This window comes from Microbacterium sp. SL75, assembly GCF_026625865.1.
Taxonomy (GTDB): Bacteria; Actinomycetota; Actinomycetes; order Actinomycetales; family Microbacteriaceae; genus Microbacterium.
The window spans coordinates 1,031,758-1,050,424 of sequence record NZ_CP113067.1; the positions used below are offsets into that span (position 1 = coordinate 1,031,758).

The following is an 18,667-nucleotide window of genomic DNA, read 5'->3' on the forward strand; positions in this document are numbered from 1 at the left end:
TCGAATCTCACAGTAGTCACGTATGCCGCGATCGGCATCCACCCTTGACAGGCGGCGCGGCATGGTCGAGTGGCGATCGCGGTCAGGTGGACCAGAGGGCGTCGCTGCGGACGCGGTCGGCCTCGTCGCGGGCATCGGGGATGACCTGGGCGAGACCCGTGCCCGAGATCCACGCACCGGTGGCCCCCAGTCCGGGCACCGCGCGCACGGCGCCCCGCGCCGCAGCGGTCTCGGCCGCCCGTCCGATGGTCGCGGCGGGCTGCGACTGCACGTAGCGCACCCGATGGGCATCGCGCAGAGCGGATGCCGACAACTCGACGCCGAGCATCGCCGAGGCCTCCGAGAGGGCCAGGGCTGCGGCCGCTTCGTCGTCGAGGGCCGCGGTCGCGGGCTCTTCGCCCTGTGCTCCGAACGAGACGCGCACGACGTGGATGCCGGGCTCAGCGGCATCCCGAACCCAATCCCACTTCGCCGTGGAGTGCGTGAGCGCTTTGGCGACGTGGCTTCCGGGAACGGTGAGGACGCCCGTTCCGCGCGGTGCCCGGTCGAGCGCGGGGGCATGGACGACCAGGGTCACCACCTCGACGACGGGGGCGACCGGGTCGCCCACCTCGAGGCCCGGAACGACGGGCGCCAGCAGTTCGCGCGCGGGCCCCTCGGGAAGGGCGACGATCACGGCCCGGGCCGCCAGCGGCTCGTCGTCGGCGGAGGTCGCGATCGTCCAGCCGTCGTCGGTCTTGGTCAGCGCACGGGCTGAGACCCCGGTGCGCAGCTCGACGCCGTTCTCGCGCAGGCCCGCGACGAGGGCGTCGACCAGGCGGGACATGCCTCCCGCGATTCCCTCGACCGCGCCACCCGGGGCGGCGGGTTTCGCGGCACCGCCCGACATGATGGGGACGTCGGATGCCGGCTGATCGGCGGACCGCGCGGCGGCACGGCTCGCACGCAGGTCGGCGACCGCGCCCGTGAGCGACCCGGTCCGCGTCAGTGCCGCGTTCAGTCCCGGGGCCGCCAGGTCGATGTCGATGTCGTCGGGGCGGGCCGAATAGACCCCGCTCGTGACCGGAGCGACCAGGCGTTCGAGCACCCGCGCACCCAGCCGCGACCGCACGAGCTTTCCGAGGCTGTGCGCGTGACCGATCGTCAGCGGGGGACGGAGCCGATCGAGGTACGCGCGCCACGAACCCGACCAGCCGATGACGCGTCGCACGTCGGGGGCGAAGGGATTGTCCGGGATGCCGAGCACCCCGCCCTTCGGCAGCGGCGCCGCCCCGACTCCCGGGACACCCGCGACCCACGCGCCCGCCGGGTTGGGCGAGACGATGTCGTCTGACAGACCGAGTTCGTCGAGGAGCTTTCGCACGATGCCGCCGCGCGTCGCGAAGCTCTCGGCGCCGACGTCGAGCGTCATCCCGCCGACCTCGGCGCTGCGGAGGACTCCGCCGAACACCTCGGACGCCTCGAGCACCGTGACCTGCAGGCCGACCTTCGCGCACTCGCGCGCCGCGACCAGACCCGAGATGCCGCCGCCGACGACGACGACCCGCGTCTCGTGAGCGTGGCGGACGAGCCGGTCGAGGGGCTCGCTCACGCGTCTTCTCCGTGGGCGCGGGCGACGATGCGGGTCAGCACCTCGGGGTCGGTGTCGGGCGGCACGCCGTGACCGAGGTTGAGGATGTGCGCGCGCGCCGCGCGACCACGGGCGAGCACGTCGTCGACATGGGCGGCGAGCACCGGCCACGGAGCCCCCAGCAACGCCGGGTCGAGATTGCCCTGCAGCGTGACGTCGGGACCCACGATGGCTGCCGCCTCATCGAGCGGCATCCGCCAGTCGACACCCACCGCGTCGGCGAGACCGCCGAGGCGCATGTCGTCGAGGAAGGCGCCGGTGCCGACGCCGAAGTGGATTCGGGGCACCTCGATGCCCTCGAGGGCGGCGTGCGAGTGCGGAGCGATGAACTCGCGGAACGTCGCGGGTGACAGCGACCCCGCCCACGAGTCGAAGAGCTGCACGGCCTGCGCTCCGCCCGCGATCTGCGCATCGAGGAAGGCGCGCGAGACCTTCGAGAGCCAGCCGGCCAGGCGGTGCCACGACGCGGGATCGGCGTGCATCATGCCGCGGGCGCGCAGGTGCTCCTTGCTCGGCCCACCCTCGACGAGGTAGGCGGCGAGGGTGAAGGGGGCACCGGCGAACCCGATGAGGGGAACCGCCTCGTCGAGCTCGGCGGTGACGCGCCGGGCCGCCTCGCGCACCGGCTCGGCCGCGGCGGCGACGTCGTCGGGGTCGATCGCGGTGATCCGCGCCACGTCGTCCGCGGTGCGCACGGGGTCGGCGAACACCGGACCGCGACCCGGCTCGATCACGACATCGACGCCGGCCAGACGCAGCGGCACCACGATGTCGCTGAAGAAGATGGCCGCATCCACCTTGTGGCGACGGATGGGCTGGAGGGTGATCTCCGCCGCGAGGTCGGGAGTCAGACACGCGTCGAGCATGCGGGTGCCCACACGAAGCTCGCGGTACTCGGGCAGCGAGCGCCCCGCCTGACGCATGAACCACACCGGCTGCCGCTCGGGACGATCGCCACGGAGGGCACGGAGCAGGGGCGCGTCGAGGGAGGCCATGGCATCCATCCTTCCACCCGCGCCTGGGGAAGACGGGGGATGCCTTGACGTCGAGAGGCCGCCCGGAATACCCCGGGGAGCGCGAGCGTAGAATATGGATGTGCTGCTGTGCGTCAGCGCGAGTCACAAGACCGCGTCCTTCGATCTCCTCGAGCGGCTCAGCGTACCCGCGACACCCGTCGCCCCCCTGATCGCCGAGCACGACGAGTGCGTCCAGGGCGCCGTCGTCGTCGCGACCTGCAACCGCTTCGAGGCGTACGTCGACATGGACGAGCCCGTCACCGCCGCGGTCGCCCTCGGCATCGAGGCCACCCTCGCGGCGATCGAGTCCGCGACCGGCGTTCCGGCCAGCGAGCTCGAGGGCTCCTACACCGTCCTCGGTGGCAGCGATGTGGCCGAGCATCTGTTCTCGGTGGCATCCGGGCTCGAATCCGTCGTCGTCGGCGAGGGCGAGATCGCCGGTCAGGTGCGACGCGCTCTCAACGAATCGCGTCAGCTCGGCACCACCTCCGCCGAACTCGAGCGCCTGTTCCAGCGCGCGTCCGAAGCCCAGCGCGGTGTGAAGAACTCCACCGCGATCGGCCGCGCCGGACGCTCCCTGGTACGCCTGGGCCTCGAACTCGCCGACAGTCGCATCGCCGACTGGTCGACCCAGCGGGTGCTGCTCGTCGGCACCGGCGCCTACGCCGCCGCCACCGTGGCAGCCTTGCGCGACCAGGGCGCCGAAGACATCTCGGTCTACTCACCGTCGGGCCGGGCCGCGAAATTCTCGGTCAAGCACGGTCTGCGGGCCGTCTCGGCGGAGACCTTCCCGAGCGCCGTCGCCCACGCCGATCTCGTGATCACCTGCACCACGAGCGAGAACCACGTGCTCAGCGCCGCGACCTTCGCCGCGGGTCGGGGCGCGTACGAGACCGCCGTCGACGGCGCCGCGGGCGTGTGCCCCGTCGATCACACGGCGCGCCGCCTCATCATCGACCTCGGCCTCCCCCGCAACGTCGACCCCGATGTCGCCACCGTCCCGGGCGTCGACCTGCTCGACCTCGAGACGATCCGCCTGCACGCCCCACTCGAAGAGCTTCAGGCGACCGACGCGGCACGCGATCTCGTGCGCGACGCGGCCCGCCGCTTCGCCTCGGTCGGCGAGCGCAAGAACATCACCCCCGCCGTCGTGGCCCTGCGCGCGCACGTCTTCGGCGTGCTCGACGCCGAGGTCGCCCGCGTGCGCGCCCGCGGCGACGAGGGCGGTCAGACCGAGCAGGCGCTTCGTCACCTCGTCGGCGTGCTGCTGCACACCCCGACCACCCGGGCGCACGAACTCGCTGAGACCGGCCGCGCCGACGAGTACATCGACGCTCTTTCGGCGCTGTTCGGCATCGAGGTCGCCGACCCCGCGGCCGCCGAGCGTCGCGGTATCGCCGACGCGGGCTGAGCGCCCTCCCACCCTCATCGCGCCGCGGCCCTCGGTGTGGGGAGCGGGTCTCCGCGCCGGCGGCGGAGGAGCCGGATACCTCGTCGAAACGCGCGCGTCGGGCAGGATGGATGCCGTGAGCACACCGGCATCCGAGGTCTACGTCGTCGCGGGAGAACGTCGGCGCGGGAATGCTCCGCGGTGGGCGGCGACGCTCGTGTTGGGGCTGCTGCAGATTGAGGAAGACGCGCCGTCCGTGTCGGAGACGGTGATCCGCCGGGTCGACAGGTCGCTCGTGAAACGACTGAAGCCGGGCAGCGTCTCGCACTTCGAGAAACAGATCTCCGAGGTCACCGCCGACCTCGCTTCGATGGATGCCGTGCCCTTCGCGCGGAAATGGATCGCCGAGCCCGACGCAGCCGCGGCGGGCGACGAAACGGCATCCGGCTGACGTAGCGGTGGCGACCTGACGCCGACTCGGGAGCGAGATGCGCTCTCGCCCGCCCGCGTCGAGACGCGCGAGAATGAGCACATGAGCCTGCGCATCACCGACGACCCCGCCGCCGACGAACTGCTGTCGAGCAACCCGCTCGCTCTGCTGATCGGCATGCTGCTCGACCAGCAGGTCGCGATGGAGACCGCGTTCGCCGGACCGCTGAAGATCCAGGAGCGCACCGGGGCGATGGATGCCGGCGCGATCGCGCACCAGGACCCCGACGACTTCGCCGCCGCGTTCTCGCAGTCGCCCGCGGTGCACCGCTACCCCGGGTCGATGGCGGGGCGCGTGCAGGCGCTGTGCGCGGCGATCGAGCAGGACTGGGGCGGCAAGGCCGAGAATCTCTGGACGCGCGACGACCCTGACGGCAGAACCGTCCTGAAGCGTCTGAAGGCGCTGCCCGGCTTCGGCGAGCAGAAGGCGAAGATCTTCCTCGCCCTGCTCGGCAAGCAGCGCGGTTTCGACGGCGCCGGATGGCGCGAAGCGTCGGCACCCTACGGCGAGGAGGGGTCGTTCCGGTCGGTCGCCGACATCGTGAGCCCGGAGTCGCTCACCAAGGTGCGCGAGACCAAGCGGGCCGCGAAAGCGGCCGCGAAGGACGCGACGACGAAGTAGGCGCTGCCTCCTTCACCGGAGAGACCTGATCGCGAGGGCGACCGCCCTCACCTCACGGATGCGGCGCTCGTACGTGGCCGCGATCACGATGAGGAGCACACCGGCGATGCCGAGCCACAGCCACCACAGGCCGGAGGCACTCTCGTAGAGCGACGTGATCCACGGCCAGAGCTGGGCGACGGCGTGGACGATCAGCACGATGCCGCCGAGCAGAACCGGGGCCTGCCACCGGAACCGGGCACCGACCAGCAGCGTCGCCAGAGCGATGACGCCGAGAGCGAGGACGCGCCACAGCGCGTTGCCGCTCGAGAAGTCGAACAGCAGCGAGGGGACGAGCAGCAGCGCCAGACCGATACCGAGTGCCGGCCACGTCCGCAACGCTGGACGCTGACGGAGAGTCCGGATGCCGTGGACCAGGAGCGCCGCAGCGAGCGGCGCCGTGGCCGCCTCCACGGGATCGGCACTGCCGAGAACGATCGCCAGGAGCGCGAGGACGGCCGACAGGCCGATCGCGGCCCACCGCACGGCCGCATCCCGCCACCACAGACCGACGGCGAGGACGGCGACGAGCGTCACGACCAGACGCAGGGGGCCCTCGCCCGTGGCCGAGAGACGGGTGGCGGTGAGAGCCACCGCGACAGCGGGCGCGGCGATCGCGAGAGCCTGGGACAGCCCGGGCAGGACGTCTGTGCGCCGACGGCGGAGGAGGACGGCCGTGACCACCAGAGGAACGGTCGCGGCGACGAGCCAGAGGTCGAACAGCGCGGTCGCGAGCTCGTGCAGGCCGCGCAGCGACGCGGCCACGATCAGCCCGAGGGAGGCGACGGCGATCAGCGGGGTCGCCAGCGGGGCGAGCGCGCCGCGAAGCAGAACAGCCCCGACCACCAGCACGGCGATCGCCGCCAGCGTCACGCCGATCGCGCGCACCAGCGACGCGTCGGCGAGCGCCGCTGAGGGCAGGAGCCCGACCGCCGCACCGCCGACGGCGAACAGCACCGAGGCCGGGGCGACAGGGCGGCGACGGTCGAAGAGAGCGGCAGCGATCCACACGAGCGCGAGAGGAACGGTCGCCCACTCGATCGGGCGGATATCCGCCCCCACGCCGATGAGGGCGACGAGGCCCGCTCCGGAGTGCGCGGTGATCGCGAGCGGCATTCCCCCGAGCCGGTGGCGCACGCGCAGGGCGGCGACGCCGACGGCACCGAGCAGCACGACCGCGATCATCATGCGCCCGATCGGGCCGCCGTCGACGGCGACCAGCACAGCCGATCCGAGCGCGAGGAGTGCGGCGGCCCCGACCAGAGCGCTGCGCGCGGACGACCCCGCCCACGGGGCCGGGCGTCGCGCGACGCCCGCGGCGGCTGCGCCGATCGCCGCCACCGACACCACGACCACGAGATCCGCGATGCCGATGCCGCCCCGGTCGACGGGGCGTACGAGCTGCGCGACCGTGAGCAGCACGAGCGCGAGCGCCCCGGCGGCGGCGACCGCGACGGGGAGTTCGTCGGGGGTCCGCGGCGGACGTACCCAGGCCCCGACCACCAGGACCGCGGCCGAGAGGACCGCAACCGCCAGCACGTGGACGAGATCTCCCGGGGCCGAGAGGGCGCTGGGAGCGAGCGCGACGGTGGTTCCCGCGGCGGCGATCACCGCGGGCGTGACCGCGGAACGATCCCCTCCCAGCCGCCGAGCGCGCTCGTGACCGGCCGCGATGCCGAGCAGCGCGATGCCGACCGGCACGGTGAAGAGCTCGACGGTCTCGGTCTGCTGCCAGAACAGTCGCGTCCACAGCGCGAGGGTGCCCAGCACGAGCGCGAGCCAGATGAGGTGCCGGCGCGGACCGCGAGAGCGGAAGAGACCGTCGCCGTCGGTCGCCCACAGCACAGCGGTCACCGCCGCGAGCAGGAGCGGAAGCCACCGGACTCCCTGCGAGGGGACGACGACGATCGACAGGGCGGCCACGAGCGCGGCCCCCGCGTCGAGGCAGGCACGGGTGGACGTGTCCGCGCGGAGGAGGCGCAGGGCTGCCGCGGCGCTGACGAGGGCGATCGCCGCATAGACGATCGCCGGCACCAGCGGCAGCGGCTCGATCAGCCGGAGCGCAGAACCGGCCGCGCCCGCGACGAGCAGGGGCGTCATGACCGCCGCGAAGGGTCGCGCGACGCGCCACGGCCGGTACGGCGTCGTGAGGACAGCCGCCGACGCGACCGCGGCGACCAGCGCGCACACGAGCATCCAGCCGTCGGCCGCGGTGCCCGTGCGGAACCACAGCGCGGGGGCGGCGACCACCACGATCGCTGACAGGGCGGCGACGACGCCGGCGCTGCGTTGCGCGACGTCGAGACCCCGCCGTCGCCAGAGCGGGGCGACGACGGCCACGAGACACAGGGATGCCATCGCGAGAGGAACCGTGGTCGGCGTGGCGCCGGCGATGACGAGGTCGGCTCCGGCGCGCAGCGCCCCGGGAACGAGGATGGCGCTCCCCGACAGGAACAGGACGACCCCGACCGTGGACGGCACCCGGATACCGGGATGCGCGCCGGCGACCGCGGCGAGCACGGCGGCGACCACGACGCTGGACAGCCCCCACGCGAGCGGAGAGGAGAACGACGACAACCACCCCGCGCCGAGGGCGAGGAAACCCCCGACCGCGGCGAGGGAGATGTCGCCGCGACGGCGGCGGAGGACGATGACGGCGACCACGGCGAGCGCCAGGTACCAGGCGACCACGAGGATCACGACACGCAGCTGAGGTCCCGCGAGCAGGGCGACGGCCGCCCCGGCGATCAGCGCGGGAGCGCGGCGCTGCGCCCACGATCCCGACAGACGCCAGACCGCGACCGCGAGCAGGACGATCGCCGCGAGTGCGATCACGGCCGCCGTGCTGACGGCATCCGGGGCATCGAGGTCGAGGGCGGATCGCCCGAAGACGACGATCGACCGACCCACCACGGCTCCGACAGCATTCATCGCGGCGACCAGCGGCAGGATCGCGGCAACGGCGGCGGCGATCGCCGCGGCCAGAGAAGCGACGACGACGGTCGTCCGCCCGAGGCCCGGAGCGGCGCGACGCGCGGCGGCGTCGAGCCCCAGCGCGACGGCCGAGGCGACGAGCACCGGGACGGTGACCGACAGGGTCGCGTCGGCCGCACGGACGACCGTGCCCGCGATCTCCACCCCGAGGACGACGACCGCGGCCACCGCGGCCGTCGGCGCCAGGCTCGCGGCACCTCGGCGCGCGAACGACCGGGCGTGGAGGGCGAGACCGAGGGCGAGCACCGCACCGAGGACCGCGGGGGTCGCTGTGCTGCGCGGGTCGACGATCAGGGCGGAGGTCATCGCGACGACCGCACCGACGGCGGCGAGACCCCGGACGACCCCGATCTCGATCGTCAACGCCGGGCGAGGAGCCCGAGCGAGGAGCGGCGCGAACGGTGCCGCGAGGGCCAGAAGCAGCAGCACCAGCCCCCACGCGTACCACCCGAGGGCCGCATCGCGCGTGAAGAGACCGGCGACCAGCATCGCGGGCCCGACCGCGAGGGCCGCGACGGCGACCGAGAGCGGAGCGCGCAGGCGCGACAGACGCGACCAGCCCACGAACGCGGCACCCGCGACCACCGTCGTCGCGCCCCAGTACACGCTCGGTTCGAGGCTCGCCGCCCCGCCCAGGTCATTGGCGCGGACGGCCCAGACATCGAGAGCCACGAAAGCGATCCCGAGCAGCGCGATGCCCTCGGAGGTGGCGCCGAGACCGCGTCGGCGCAGGAACGACGCGGTGGCGATGATCGCGGCCGTGACGAGTCCGATGATGACGGAGCGCAGGACGAGGCCGCCGCTGATCCACGCGACGGTGAGGAAGAAGGCCGCGGCCACGGCGAGGAGGACCACGCCGACCGACAGGAGGAAGACCTGGACGCTCGAACGCCGGGGCGCGGACGGCCCCGCGGGGACGGGTGAGGACGGCTCCACGGGGGGAACACCGTCGGACGGAGGCACGGCCGGGGAGCCTGGTCCCGGCTGGGCCAGCGGCCCCGGGGGGATCACCGGCCCCGACGGTGGCGCGAACACCACGTCGGCGGCTGCGACCGGAGCCGATGCCGTCGTCGAGAGCGGTGCGGGCGCAGCCGCGATCGAGTCGCCCGGGGGCGCCGCCACCGGGAATGGCAGCACCGGGTGGAGCTCGGGCGCCGGGGGAGCCGGCATCCGCTCGTCTTCTGCGCGGGCTGCCGCAGCCGCGGCCTCCGCATCACGGTGCACCCGCATGAGGACGTCGGCGCGCTCGTCGACGAGCGCGACGATCCGCTGGGACAGTTCGAGCACACGCGCCGTGCGCGCATCGGTCAGGTCGAGACCGCAGGAGGCACACGGGGATGCGGCGATCGGCGTGAAGCACGACGGGCAGCGCGAGGTGTCGACGAGTGCGCCCGGCCCCGGCGGCCACGCGAACCCGGAGAGTTGTGCCCCAGCGTCGACTTCCGTCATCGTGCCCCCTCGGCGTCGGTCGTCGCCCCAGGCTAGCGAAGTGCGAGGGCGGCGCCGAGGTTGTCCACCGCGTCCTTCCTCCCCAACCGGGGCGGCGAGCTCAGTGGCGCGGCGCGGAGCCCCCTGTCGTCTCTTCGAAGACCGTCTCTCCTGCCCGCACGGTCCGCACGACGCGCGCGCTCAGCAGCGTGGCCGCGCCCTCGGCGAAGGGGTCGGCGTCGAGGACGGCGAAGTCCGCCGCGAAACCGGGGGCCAGCCGGCCGCGCCAGTCACCGTCGCCCACCGAGGCCGCCGTGTCGCGCGTGGCGTGGGCGATGCTGTCGGCCAGCGGCAGGGCGAACTGGGGATGCACCGCCGGAACCGACGTGTCCAGCGCCGAGGCCCGGGTCGTCGCGACGTACATGTTCGCGAGAGCGTCGTACGGGGCGGTCGGGGCGTCGGTCGAGAAAGCCAGCAGCGTCCCCGCCTGCTCGTACTCCGGCCACGCGAAGGCTCGGTCGGCGCGCTCGTCGCCCAGCATGGCGGCCCAGTTCGGGTATATCGCCGGGTCGGCGTGCACGGGCTGCATGGATGCCGTGACCCCGAGGCGTGCCATCCGCTCGGCGGTTCCGGGAGCGGCGTACTCGAGGTGCTCGATGCGGTGGCGCCGGGGCAGCTCGCCGTTGGCGGCGTAGGCGCGCTCGAGCGCGGTGAGGGCGTCGTCGCTCGCGGCGTCGCCGATCGCGTGCATGGCGATCTGCAGGCCCGCGGCGTCGGCGGCGCCCACGACCGGCGCGAGGTCGATGAGGGGCCAGATGGGTGCGGCGTTCGATCCGTCGGCGTAGGGCGCGCCCATCGCCGCCGTGCACGCGTCGATCGTGCCGTCGAGGATGAGCTTGATACCCACCACCCGCACCCACGACGATCGGGTGCGCTCCACCAGCTCGATCACGCGGTCGATCTGCGCGAGGTTCTGTTCGCGATCGCCCGTGTTCTCGACGAGCCAGTGCGCGGCGAGCCGGATCGGGAGCGTGCCACCGTGCCGCTCCGCCGCCCGCTCGAAGGCGGCGAGGCCGTGCTCGTTGAACGCCATGTCCACCACGCCGACCACCCCGGCGCGCACGTATGCGTCGATGACGCGATCGACCGCCGCATCGCGCTCGGCGTCGGTCGTCGAGGAGTCGCGGCGAGCCCAGGCGTACCGGGTCGCGGCCGTCTCGAAGAGCATGCCGTTCGGCTCCCCGTCGACGTCGCGGCCGATCTCGCCCCCGAGCGGGTCGGGAGTGTCCCGAGTGATGCCGAGTTCGGCCAGAGCGGCGGAGTTCACCCAGCACGAGTGGTAGTCGTTGGCATCCAGGTACACGGGGACGTCGGAGACGACGGCGTCGATCATCGCCGCGGTCGGAGCCCCGCCGGGGACCGAGTCGAAGAGCCACCCGCGACCCCAGATCGCCGTCGCATCGGGCGCTGCGTCGCGCGCCTCGCGAAGGAGCGCCTGGATCGCATCGAGCGAACGCGCGTCGGTCAGCGGCACCTGCGCCAGGGCCGCGCCCATCATCAGCAGGTGGGTGTGGGCGTCGGTGAAGCCCGGGAGCACCACGGCCCCCTCCAGGTCGACCACCGTGTCTGCGGCGAACGCCAGCGCCTCGGATCCGAGGGCGGCGATCGTCTCGCCGTCGACGGCCATGGCATCCGTCCACTGCCGACTCGGATCGGTGTGGGCGGTGAAGATCCGCCCCCCGCGGTAGAGCGTGCGCGTCATGCTGCCTCCTTCGCGGCGCGCTCGAGCCGTCGGGAGAGCACGCCGATGATGCCGGCCGGAACGGCCAGGACGAAGCTCGCCAGGGCGAGCGTGAGGGCGAAGCCCTGGTATCCCAGGAGCCCCACCAGGGATGCGCCGATCACCGGCGTGAGCGCCGAGCCGACGAGGTAGGTCGCCAGCAACGGACCGGACCACCGACCGTCGACGTCGAGGGCCGAAGCGGTGGCGACGAAGTACATGAAGGCGACCGCGTAGATCGTGTTCCACGCGATGAAGACCACGACGAAAAGGGTCGGGTCGGACACGGAGCCTTCGACGATCTTCAGGATGCCGCCGGCCACCAGCAGCACGACGAGCGGGATGCCTCGACCCAGGCGATCGCCGACCGAAACGAGGGCGATCGTGCCGAGCAGGCCGCCGGCGGTGGCACCGCTGAGCGCGAGGCTGAGCCCCTCGGGCGTCAGACCGGCGTTGTCGGCGCCCATGACCCCGGCCATGGCCCACAGCGAATCCTCGCTCGCGGCCCACAGGGCGAAGACCACGAGGAGCACGAAGCCCGCGATCGTGACCACGCGCGAGGGCGGCGCGGCCGTGCGGAGGGTTCCGGTGGGCGGCACCTCGATGGGGACGGCTTCGCCGACCGCCGCCGCGGCGTGCACGCTGGCGGCCGGGGCCGCCGGCATCCACGAGACCGTCAGTAGGGCGATGAGGCTGAACAGTGCCATCGACCCGAAGACGTCGAGCGGGGCGAGACCGATGAGCGGGACGACGGCGAGGATGATCGTGATCAGGCCGCGATTAACGAGACCGTTCAGGCCCGCCACGCGATCGGGGTTGCGGAATGCGGCGAGCGCGGCACCCGCGGCGGCGACGGCCCCGCCCGCGCCGACACCGCCGACCAGCAGCCCGGTCACGACGAGGGCGGGGAGGAGCGCCGCAGCACCGAAACCCACGACCGCGAGGATCAGGCCGACCCGCGCGACCAGGCGGCGGCGCGGTCCCGCGCACGCGGGGGCGACGGCGAGGCCGACGAGGGCGGTGAGGAGCAGGGTGGCGGTGACGATCCAGCTCGCGGTGAGCACGTCTGCACCGATACCGGCCTGGACGGCGGCGATCATGTAAGGCGACATGTTGACGCCGAGGTAGCCCGCGATACCGACGAGGAACGTCGAGGAGGCGGTGGGGAAACGGATGGGGAGCCGGGCGGCGCCGACGGATGTCGGAGTGGTCTGAACGGGAGTGGACACGGGAACCTCTCGGGGGAGCCGGCGAGCGGCGGACACGGGATGGGCCGGGATGCGTCGTCGTCGAGCGCGTCCGGTGACCCGAGGCTAGGGACCGTGTGTTTCGGTCCGTGCTCGTTGTGTTTCCCTGACATTAAACGTTTAAGTGCGCGAACCCGCAAGACTTCGCCGCACGGTCACCCCGATCCCGCGTCCGGTAACGTCACTGCTCGTGACCCCGCGCAAGCCGACGCTCCACGACGTGGCCGCCGGCGCGGGCGTCTCGATCGCCGCCGCGTCCTTCGCACTCCGGGGGAAATCGGGGGTGTCTGCTGAGACACGCGACCGCGTGACGGCCGTCGCCCGCGACCTCGGCTATTCGGTGAACATGCCCGCGCGGAACCTCCGCACCGCCCGATCGGGAGCCGTCGGACTCCACCTCCCGGCGGGAACGACCCACCTCCCGTACTACACCGACTTCGCCTTCGGAGTCGTCGATGCCGCGGATCGCCGCGGACTGTCGGTGATCCTGCTCCCCCATCGCGACGACGCCGCGAGCGGCGCCCCGGCATCGTTCGTCGACGGATATGTCGTAGTCGACGCCTCGATCGAGGATGCCGGCATCCGAGCCCTGCTCGACTCCGGTCGTCCCGTGGTCAGCGGCGAACACGTCTTCGGCGGGATGGGACGCACGAGTGCGAGCGTCGCCATCGATCACGCCGCCGCCCTGCGACGTCTGCTCGCGCACCTGAGCGAGCGCGGGGCGCAGCGCATCGCGGCGGTCCTCCCTCCCGACGGGACCGCGTGGAGCCGGGAACTCGCCGAAACCTACGAGAGCTGGGCCCGCGAGCACGGCCTCGACGGCCTGTCACGAACCGTGTCGTTCGTGCCGACGGCGGCCGAGATCGCCACCGTGGTGACGGAGATCGTCGCCGACCCCACCGTGGACGCCGTCGTCATCGCCCCGAGCGGATCGGCTGCGACCGCCCTCGCCGCCGCCGCCCGCGCGGGGCGCAGGGTCGGCGACGACCTGCTCGTCGCTGCGTGCGTCGACGAGCCCGCCCACGCCCTGCTGTCACCGCCGGTCACCTCGATCGACCTCGCCGCGCGCGAGCTCGGTGCGGCATGCCTCGAGCTGCTCGTCGAGGTCTGGGATGCCGAGACCCTCGCCGATCCCGTCCGAGTCGCCCACCCGCGTCTCGTCGTGCGCGACAGCACGGCCGGACACGGGGGCGATCCGGGCGAGACGCTGCACCCCGCGACCTAGGGTGGACACCGTGCGGGTGCGGTTCTTCGGCGGCTTGAGCGTCGACACGGGTGAGGGAGACGCCACCGTGCCCGGCCGTGGGCAGCAGTCGCTCCTGCTGCGCCTCGCCGTCGACGCCGGCACCACGGTGGGCTACCGGGCGCTGGCGGAGGACATCTGGGGCCTCGACACCCCCGACGATCCCCGCGCCGCTCTTCAATCCCTCGTCTCGCGTCTGCGTCGGACGCTCCCCGCCGGCGCGGTCTCATCGACCCCCGGCGGCTATCGACTCGACCTGCCGCGGACAGAGATCGACATCACGCGCTTCCAGGATCTCGTCGCTCAGGCTCGTGCCACGAGCGATGCCGCACCGGCGCGGGAAGCGTTGGCCCTGTGGAACGGTGAGGTGTGGACCCCGCACGACGGATTCGACTGGCTCGTCCGCGACCTGCTCGAGGACCGATCGCACGCCGAGCGGTTGGTCGCCGCCGCGCCCGCGCCCGCGACAGGGCCGTTCCCCGCTGCCGATGTCACGCCCGCGGCCCTCACCGCCCTCGTGGGTCGCGAGGTCGAGCTCGATGCCATCCGCGAACGTCTGACGACCGATCGTCTCGTCACCCTCATCGGTCCCGGCGGCGCGGGTAAGACCACCCTCGCCGTCGAGACGGCGCGCGCGGTCGCCGACTCGATCGTCGTCGAGCTCGCCCCGGCCGCCGCGGGAGACGTATGGACGGCGATCGCGGGTGCGGTGGGTCGTCGCATCCGCCTGCCCGAATCGGCGGGCGCACCCCTGACCGCAGCCGAGCGCGTGGCCGAGGCCGTCACCGGTCGACGCGTCGTGATCGTGCTCGACAACTGCGAGCACGTCATCCACGAGGCTGCCGAGGCCACTCTCGATCTGCTGCGCATGAGCCCGGGAGTGCGCGTGCTGACCACGAGTCGCGAACCGCTGGGCATCGCCGGCGAGGCGTTCGTCGACCTCGGGCCGCTCCCCCCGGCGGACGCCGACGCGCTCTTCGCCCAGCGTGTGCGGTCGGCGCGGGGACGTGTTCCCGACGACGACGAGCGCGAGACCGCACAACGCATCGTGCGACGCCTGGACGGACTGCCGCTGGCGATCGAACTCGCCGCCGCGCGATCGCGCACCCTGACCCTCACCGAGATCGACGAGGGCCTCGACGACCGTTTCGCGCTCCTGTCGAACGGGCCGAGGCTCAGCTCGCAGCGGCACCGCACCCTACGCGCGCTGATCGACTGGAGCTGGGACACCCTCAGCGACGGCGAGCGCACCGCCCTGCAGGTCGCCGCGGTCTTCGCCGACGGGATCGGAGCGGCCGACGCTGCCCCCGTGGCTCGCGCCTTCGACAGGGATGCCGCGGATTTCGACGCCCTCGTCGACCGCTCGCTGCTCGTCCGACGCGAGGGTCGGTTCCGCATGCTCGAAACCGTGCGCGAGTACGGCCTCGAACGCCTGCGCGACGACGGGAACGAGGCGTCGTTCCGCGCGCGAGCGGCTGGAGTCCTGACCCGGCTCGCTGCACGATGGGAGCAGAACGTGCGCGGGCCAGGGCTGCGGGAAGCCCTCGCCTGGTTCGACGCGAACGACGAGAACCTGGCCGCAGCCCTGCGCACCTACGTCGACTCGAGCGACCGGAGAGAGGGCATCCCGCTGCTGCGCAGCCTGCTGTGGCCGTGGGCGGTGCGCGAACGCGGCGACGATCTGCGCCGTGCCGTCGGAGAGTTCGCCGACCCCGATGCCCCGCTCGACAGCGAGGCCCGGGTGGTGGTCGAGTCGCTCGCCCTCTTCTCCGCGTCCTTCCCCGAGCTCGGTCGATCCGCAACCGTGACCGGCGAGGCGTATGCTGCCCGCCGCACCGAGCTCGAAGCCGCGGCGGCGGCGCACCCCTCCGAGGTGACGGCACTGGTGGCCCCGCTGCTGCGGCTGGCTGCGACCGTGATCCTCGCGGGAGAGGGTGAGAACGCCCGCACGTGGCACGTCGACGTGAGCGATGACGAGCTCGCCGAGGCTCCCCCGTGGTCGCGCGCGATCCTGCACGCTCTGCGCGCGGGAGCCGCGCAGAACGCCGGCGACATGGATGCGCTGGGCGTCGAGAGCGCGAAGGCGTTGGAGATGTTCGAGATGCTCGGCGACCCGTGGGGCACGGGTTTCGCCAGCCAGCTGCGCTCGGAGTGGCTCGTGCTCGCCGATCGTCTCGACGAGGCGCTGGCGGTCATCGACCGCTCGGAAGACGCGATCCGCGGCCTCACCTCCACGCCTGATCTTCTTCAGCAGGAGGCCCAGGCGGTCGGCATCCTGCTCCGGCTCGGCCGTCTCGACCACGCCCGGCAGCGGGCGGCCGACATCGCTCGAGCGGCGACGGCGGATGGATCCGTCCGCGCGCTGGGGCAGGCGCGCATGACCGCGGCCCAGATCGAGATCGCCGCCGACGACGGCGAGGCAGCCCTGCGCGAGATGGAACGCATGGACCTGGCCGGACAACCCGGCATCCCGGACCAGTTCCTCGCGTGGATCGACGCGCAACGAGCCCAGGCTCTGCTGCTCCTGGGGCGACACGATGAGGCCCGCGAAGCCCTGCGCACGGGGCTCACGCGCGCCGTCGACTCGCGCGATCATCCCATCATCGCCATCGTGCTTCTCACGGTGGCGGGGTGGAACGCGGCCGTCGACCGCCTCGACCGCGCCGAGGAGGCGCTCGCCCGGGCGGACGCCGTCCGCGGGGGCGCCGACGAACGCACCCCCTTCGCCGTGTGGGTGCGCGAGCGCATGGCAGCGGGCGCCGAGGTGACCCCGGCGCCCGCTGTCGGCATCCGTCCCGCTCTTTCGGACGTGGATGCCGAGACCCTTCTCGCGCTTCTCGACTAGGCCTTGCGCATGTAGGCGCGCACCGTGAGCGGGGCGAAGACCGCGACGATCACCGCCGCGCCGACGAGGGAGATGATCACGTCGGAGCCCGCCGTGCCCGTGTTGACGAGGTCGCGCACCGCGGTGACGAGGTGCGAGACCGGGTTCACGTCGACGAACCACTGCAGCCACGACGGCATGGTGTTCGAGGGCACGAACGCGTTCGACAGGAACGTCAGCGGGAACAGGATCAGCATCGAGATGCCCTGCACGCTCGAGGCGCTGCGCGCGATGACACCGAAGAACGCGAAGATCCAGCTGATCGCCCACGAGCAGGCGATGACGAGCAGGCCCGCGGCGACCACGGCCCAGATGCCGCCGGCCGGACGCAGACCCATGATGAAGCCCATCGTGAAGGTCAGGACCGTGGCGATGGCGTAGCGCACGGTGTCGGCCAAGAGCGCGCCCGACAGCGGCGCGATGCGCGCGATCGGCAGGGAGCGGAATCGGTCGAACACGCCCTTGTCCATGTCTTCGCGCAGCTGTGTGCCGGTGACGACCGAGGTCGTGATGACGGTCTGCACGAGGATGCCGGGGATGATGATCGGCAGGTAGCTCTGCACGTCTCCCGCGATGGCGCCGCCGAAGATGTACGTGAACATCAGGGTGAACAGGATCGGCTGCACCGTGACGTCGATCAGCTGCTCGGGCGTGCGGCGGATCTTCAGCAGACCGCGGCCGGCCATCGTGACGGTGTTCTGCAGGGTCTGCGCGAGGCTCGCGGTGCGGGGCAGGTCGCGGGTGGCGGTGAGGGCGCTCATGAGCGGGCTCCTTCCAGGTCGTCGGCGCTCTCGCGCGCGGCGGTGTCGTCGGTCGGCACACCGGTGCCGGTGAGGGTGAGGAAAACCTCGTCGAGGGTGGGCTGCTGCACGCTGAACTCGCTCAGGTGCAGCCCCTCCTCGCGGAACGCCACGAGCAGGTCGGTGACCTGGTCGGGGTCGGACATCGGCACCGTGAGGCGCGCCGCCTCCGGAGAGACGATGGCCGTGGCATCCAGGACCCGTCCGACGGTCGCGCGGGCGGCGTCGAGGTCGGAGCCCGGCCGCAGGCGCAGCACGAGCGAGGCCTGCCCGACGGAGGCCTTGAGCTCGAGCGCCGTGCCCTCGGCGACGACGCGTCCGCGGTCGATGACGGCGATGCGGTCGGCGAGCTGGTCGGCCTCGTCGAGGTACTGCGTGGTGAGCACGACGGTGGATCCGGATGCCACGAGCCGGCGGATCGTGTCCCACATCTGTCCGCGGGTGCGGGGGTCCAGGCCCGTGGTCGGCTCGTCGAGGAAGATCAGCGGCGGCTGGGCGATGAGGGATGCCGCGAGGTCGAGCCGGCGACGCATGCCGCCGGAGAACTTCGCGAGCGGCCGGGATGCGGCCTCGGTGAGTCCGAACTCCTCGAGCAGCTCGCTCGCCTTGCGGCGCGCATCACCGCGGGACAGGCCCAGCAGGCGCCCGAAGATCATGAGATTCTCGGTCGCGGAGAGCTTCTCGTCGACCGAGGCGAACTGCCCGGTCAGGCCGATGAGCTGGCGCACGACGTGCGGTTCGCGGGCGACGTCGTGGCCGAAGATCTCGGCGCGGCCGCCGTCGGGTCGCAGCAGCGTGGTGAGCATGCTGATGGTGGTGGTCTTGCCGGCGCCGTTGGGGCCGAGGACCCCGTAGACCGTGCCGGCTTCGACGACGAGATCGACGCCGTCGACGGCGCGGTTCGAGCCGAACGTCTTGACGAGCCCCTCGGCTCGTACGGCCGGAGTGCGGGTGGAGGAAGTGGTCATGACGACAGGATGCGCCGGAGGCTCTGCCGCACCGCTGTCACGGCGGCGGGAGCGCTGTCACGGCGCTGTCACGACTCCCCGAAACGACGAGAGACCGGATGCCACGGCCTCGGGCCACGGCATCCGGTCTCTCGTTC

The 18,667-nt window shown here is 72.7% G+C and carries 12 protein-coding genes; 5 read left to right on the forward strand and 7 right to left on the reverse strand.

Features of this window, described 5'->3' with window-relative positions; translation table 11 throughout:
- Nucleotides 1-82: 82 nt before the first annotated feature.
- Both hemG and hemE read right to left on the reverse strand, forming a co-directional pair.
- Nucleotides 83-1,591, reverse strand: coding sequence for a protoporphyrinogen oxidase (gene hemG / locus OVA17_RS04695; protein ID WP_267788505.1), 1,509 nt, complete (start codon nucleotides 1,589-1,591; stop codon nucleotides 83-85).
- Entirely contained in the window at nucleotides 1,588-2,625 is a 1,038-nt protein-coding gene (gene hemE, locus OVA17_RS04700) for a uroporphyrinogen decarboxylase (protein ID WP_267788507.1), read from the reverse strand. The genes hemG and hemE overlap by 4 nt, the downstream gene beginning before the upstream one ends.
- 100 nt (nucleotides 2,626-2,725) lie before the next feature.
- On the opposite strand from hemE, the gene OVA17_RS04705 reads away from it, so the two are divergent.
- The 3 genes from OVA17_RS04705 (at nucleotide 2,726) to OVA17_RS04715 (ending at nucleotide 5,147) form a co-directional block, all read left to right on the forward strand.
- Complete coding sequence (locus OVA17_RS04705; protein ID WP_267788508.1) at nucleotides 2,726-4,057, forward strand: glutamyl-tRNA reductase; 1,332 nt, start codon at nucleotides 2,726-2,728, stop codon at nucleotides 4,055-4,057.
- A 115-nt stretch (nucleotides 4,058-4,172) separates the two neighbouring features.
- Nucleotides 4,173-4,487, forward strand: coding sequence for a hypothetical protein (locus tag OVA17_RS04710; protein WP_267788510.1), 315 nt, complete (start codon nucleotides 4,173-4,175; stop codon nucleotides 4,485-4,487).
- A gap of 81 nt (nucleotides 4,488-4,568) precedes the next feature.
- Nucleotides 4,569-5,147 (forward strand): HhH-GPD-type base excision DNA repair protein, encoded by a 579-nt coding sequence (locus OVA17_RS04715; protein ID WP_267788512.1) that lies wholly within the window; start codon nucleotides 4,569-4,571, stop codon nucleotides 5,145-5,147.
- Nucleotides 5,148-5,159: 12 nt separating this feature from the next.
- On the opposite strand, the gene OVA17_RS04720 is transcribed toward OVA17_RS04715, so the two are convergent.
- From OVA17_RS04720 to OVA17_RS04730, 3 genes are all read right to left on the reverse strand, one after another.
- Nucleotides 5,160-9,629: an SCO7613 C-terminal domain-containing membrane protein gene (locus tag OVA17_RS04720; RefSeq protein WP_267788514.1), complete on the reverse strand. Its 4,470-nt coding sequence runs from the start codon at nucleotides 9,627-9,629 to the stop codon at nucleotides 5,160-5,162.
- A gap of 100 nt (nucleotides 9,630-9,729) precedes the next feature.
- Nucleotides 9,730-11,370 (reverse strand): amidohydrolase, encoded by a 1,641-nt coding sequence (locus OVA17_RS04725; protein WP_267788515.1) that lies wholly within the window; start codon nucleotides 11,368-11,370, stop codon nucleotides 9,730-9,732.
- Nucleotides 11,367-12,617 carry an MFS transporter gene (locus OVA17_RS04730; RefSeq protein WP_267788517.1) on the reverse strand — a complete coding sequence of 417 codons (1,251 nt, stop codon included), beginning with the start codon at nucleotides 12,615-12,617 and terminating at the stop codon, nucleotides 11,367-11,369. The genes OVA17_RS04725 and OVA17_RS04730 overlap by 4 nt, the downstream gene beginning before the upstream one ends.
- A 208-nt stretch (nucleotides 12,618-12,825) precedes the next feature.
- Here OVA17_RS04730 and OVA17_RS04735 point away from each other — a divergent pair, with 208 nt between their 5' ends.
- Both OVA17_RS04735 and OVA17_RS04740 read left to right on the forward strand, forming a co-directional pair.
- A complete protein-coding gene (locus OVA17_RS04735; RefSeq protein ID WP_267788518.1) occupies nucleotides 12,826-13,860 on the forward strand; it encodes a LacI family DNA-binding transcriptional regulator in 1,035 nt (344 codons plus the stop codon).
- Nucleotides 13,861-13,870: 10 nt separating this feature from the next.
- Nucleotides 13,871-16,723 carry an ATP-binding protein gene (locus OVA17_RS04740; RefSeq protein WP_267788519.1) on the forward strand — a complete coding sequence of 951 codons (2,853 nt, stop codon included), beginning with the start codon at nucleotides 13,871-13,873 and terminating at the stop codon, nucleotides 16,721-16,723.
- Here OVA17_RS04740 and OVA17_RS04745 read toward each other — a convergent pair.
- Together OVA17_RS04745 and OVA17_RS04750 are read right to left on the reverse strand one after the other, a co-directional pair.
- Nucleotides 16,720-17,523, reverse strand: a complete 804-nt coding sequence (locus tag OVA17_RS04745; protein WP_116239503.1) for an ABC transporter permease — start codon at nucleotides 17,521-17,523, stop codon at nucleotides 16,720-16,722. The two genes, OVA17_RS04740 and OVA17_RS04745, sit on opposite strands and share 4 nt — an antisense overlap.
- Nucleotides 17,520-18,530: an ATP-binding cassette domain-containing protein gene (locus tag OVA17_RS04750; protein ID WP_267788522.1), complete on the reverse strand. Its 1,011-nt coding sequence runs from the start codon at nucleotides 18,528-18,530 to the stop codon at nucleotides 17,520-17,522. The genes OVA17_RS04745 and OVA17_RS04750 overlap by 4 nt, the downstream gene beginning before the upstream one ends.
- Nucleotides 18,531-18,667 lie beyond the last annotated feature (137 nt).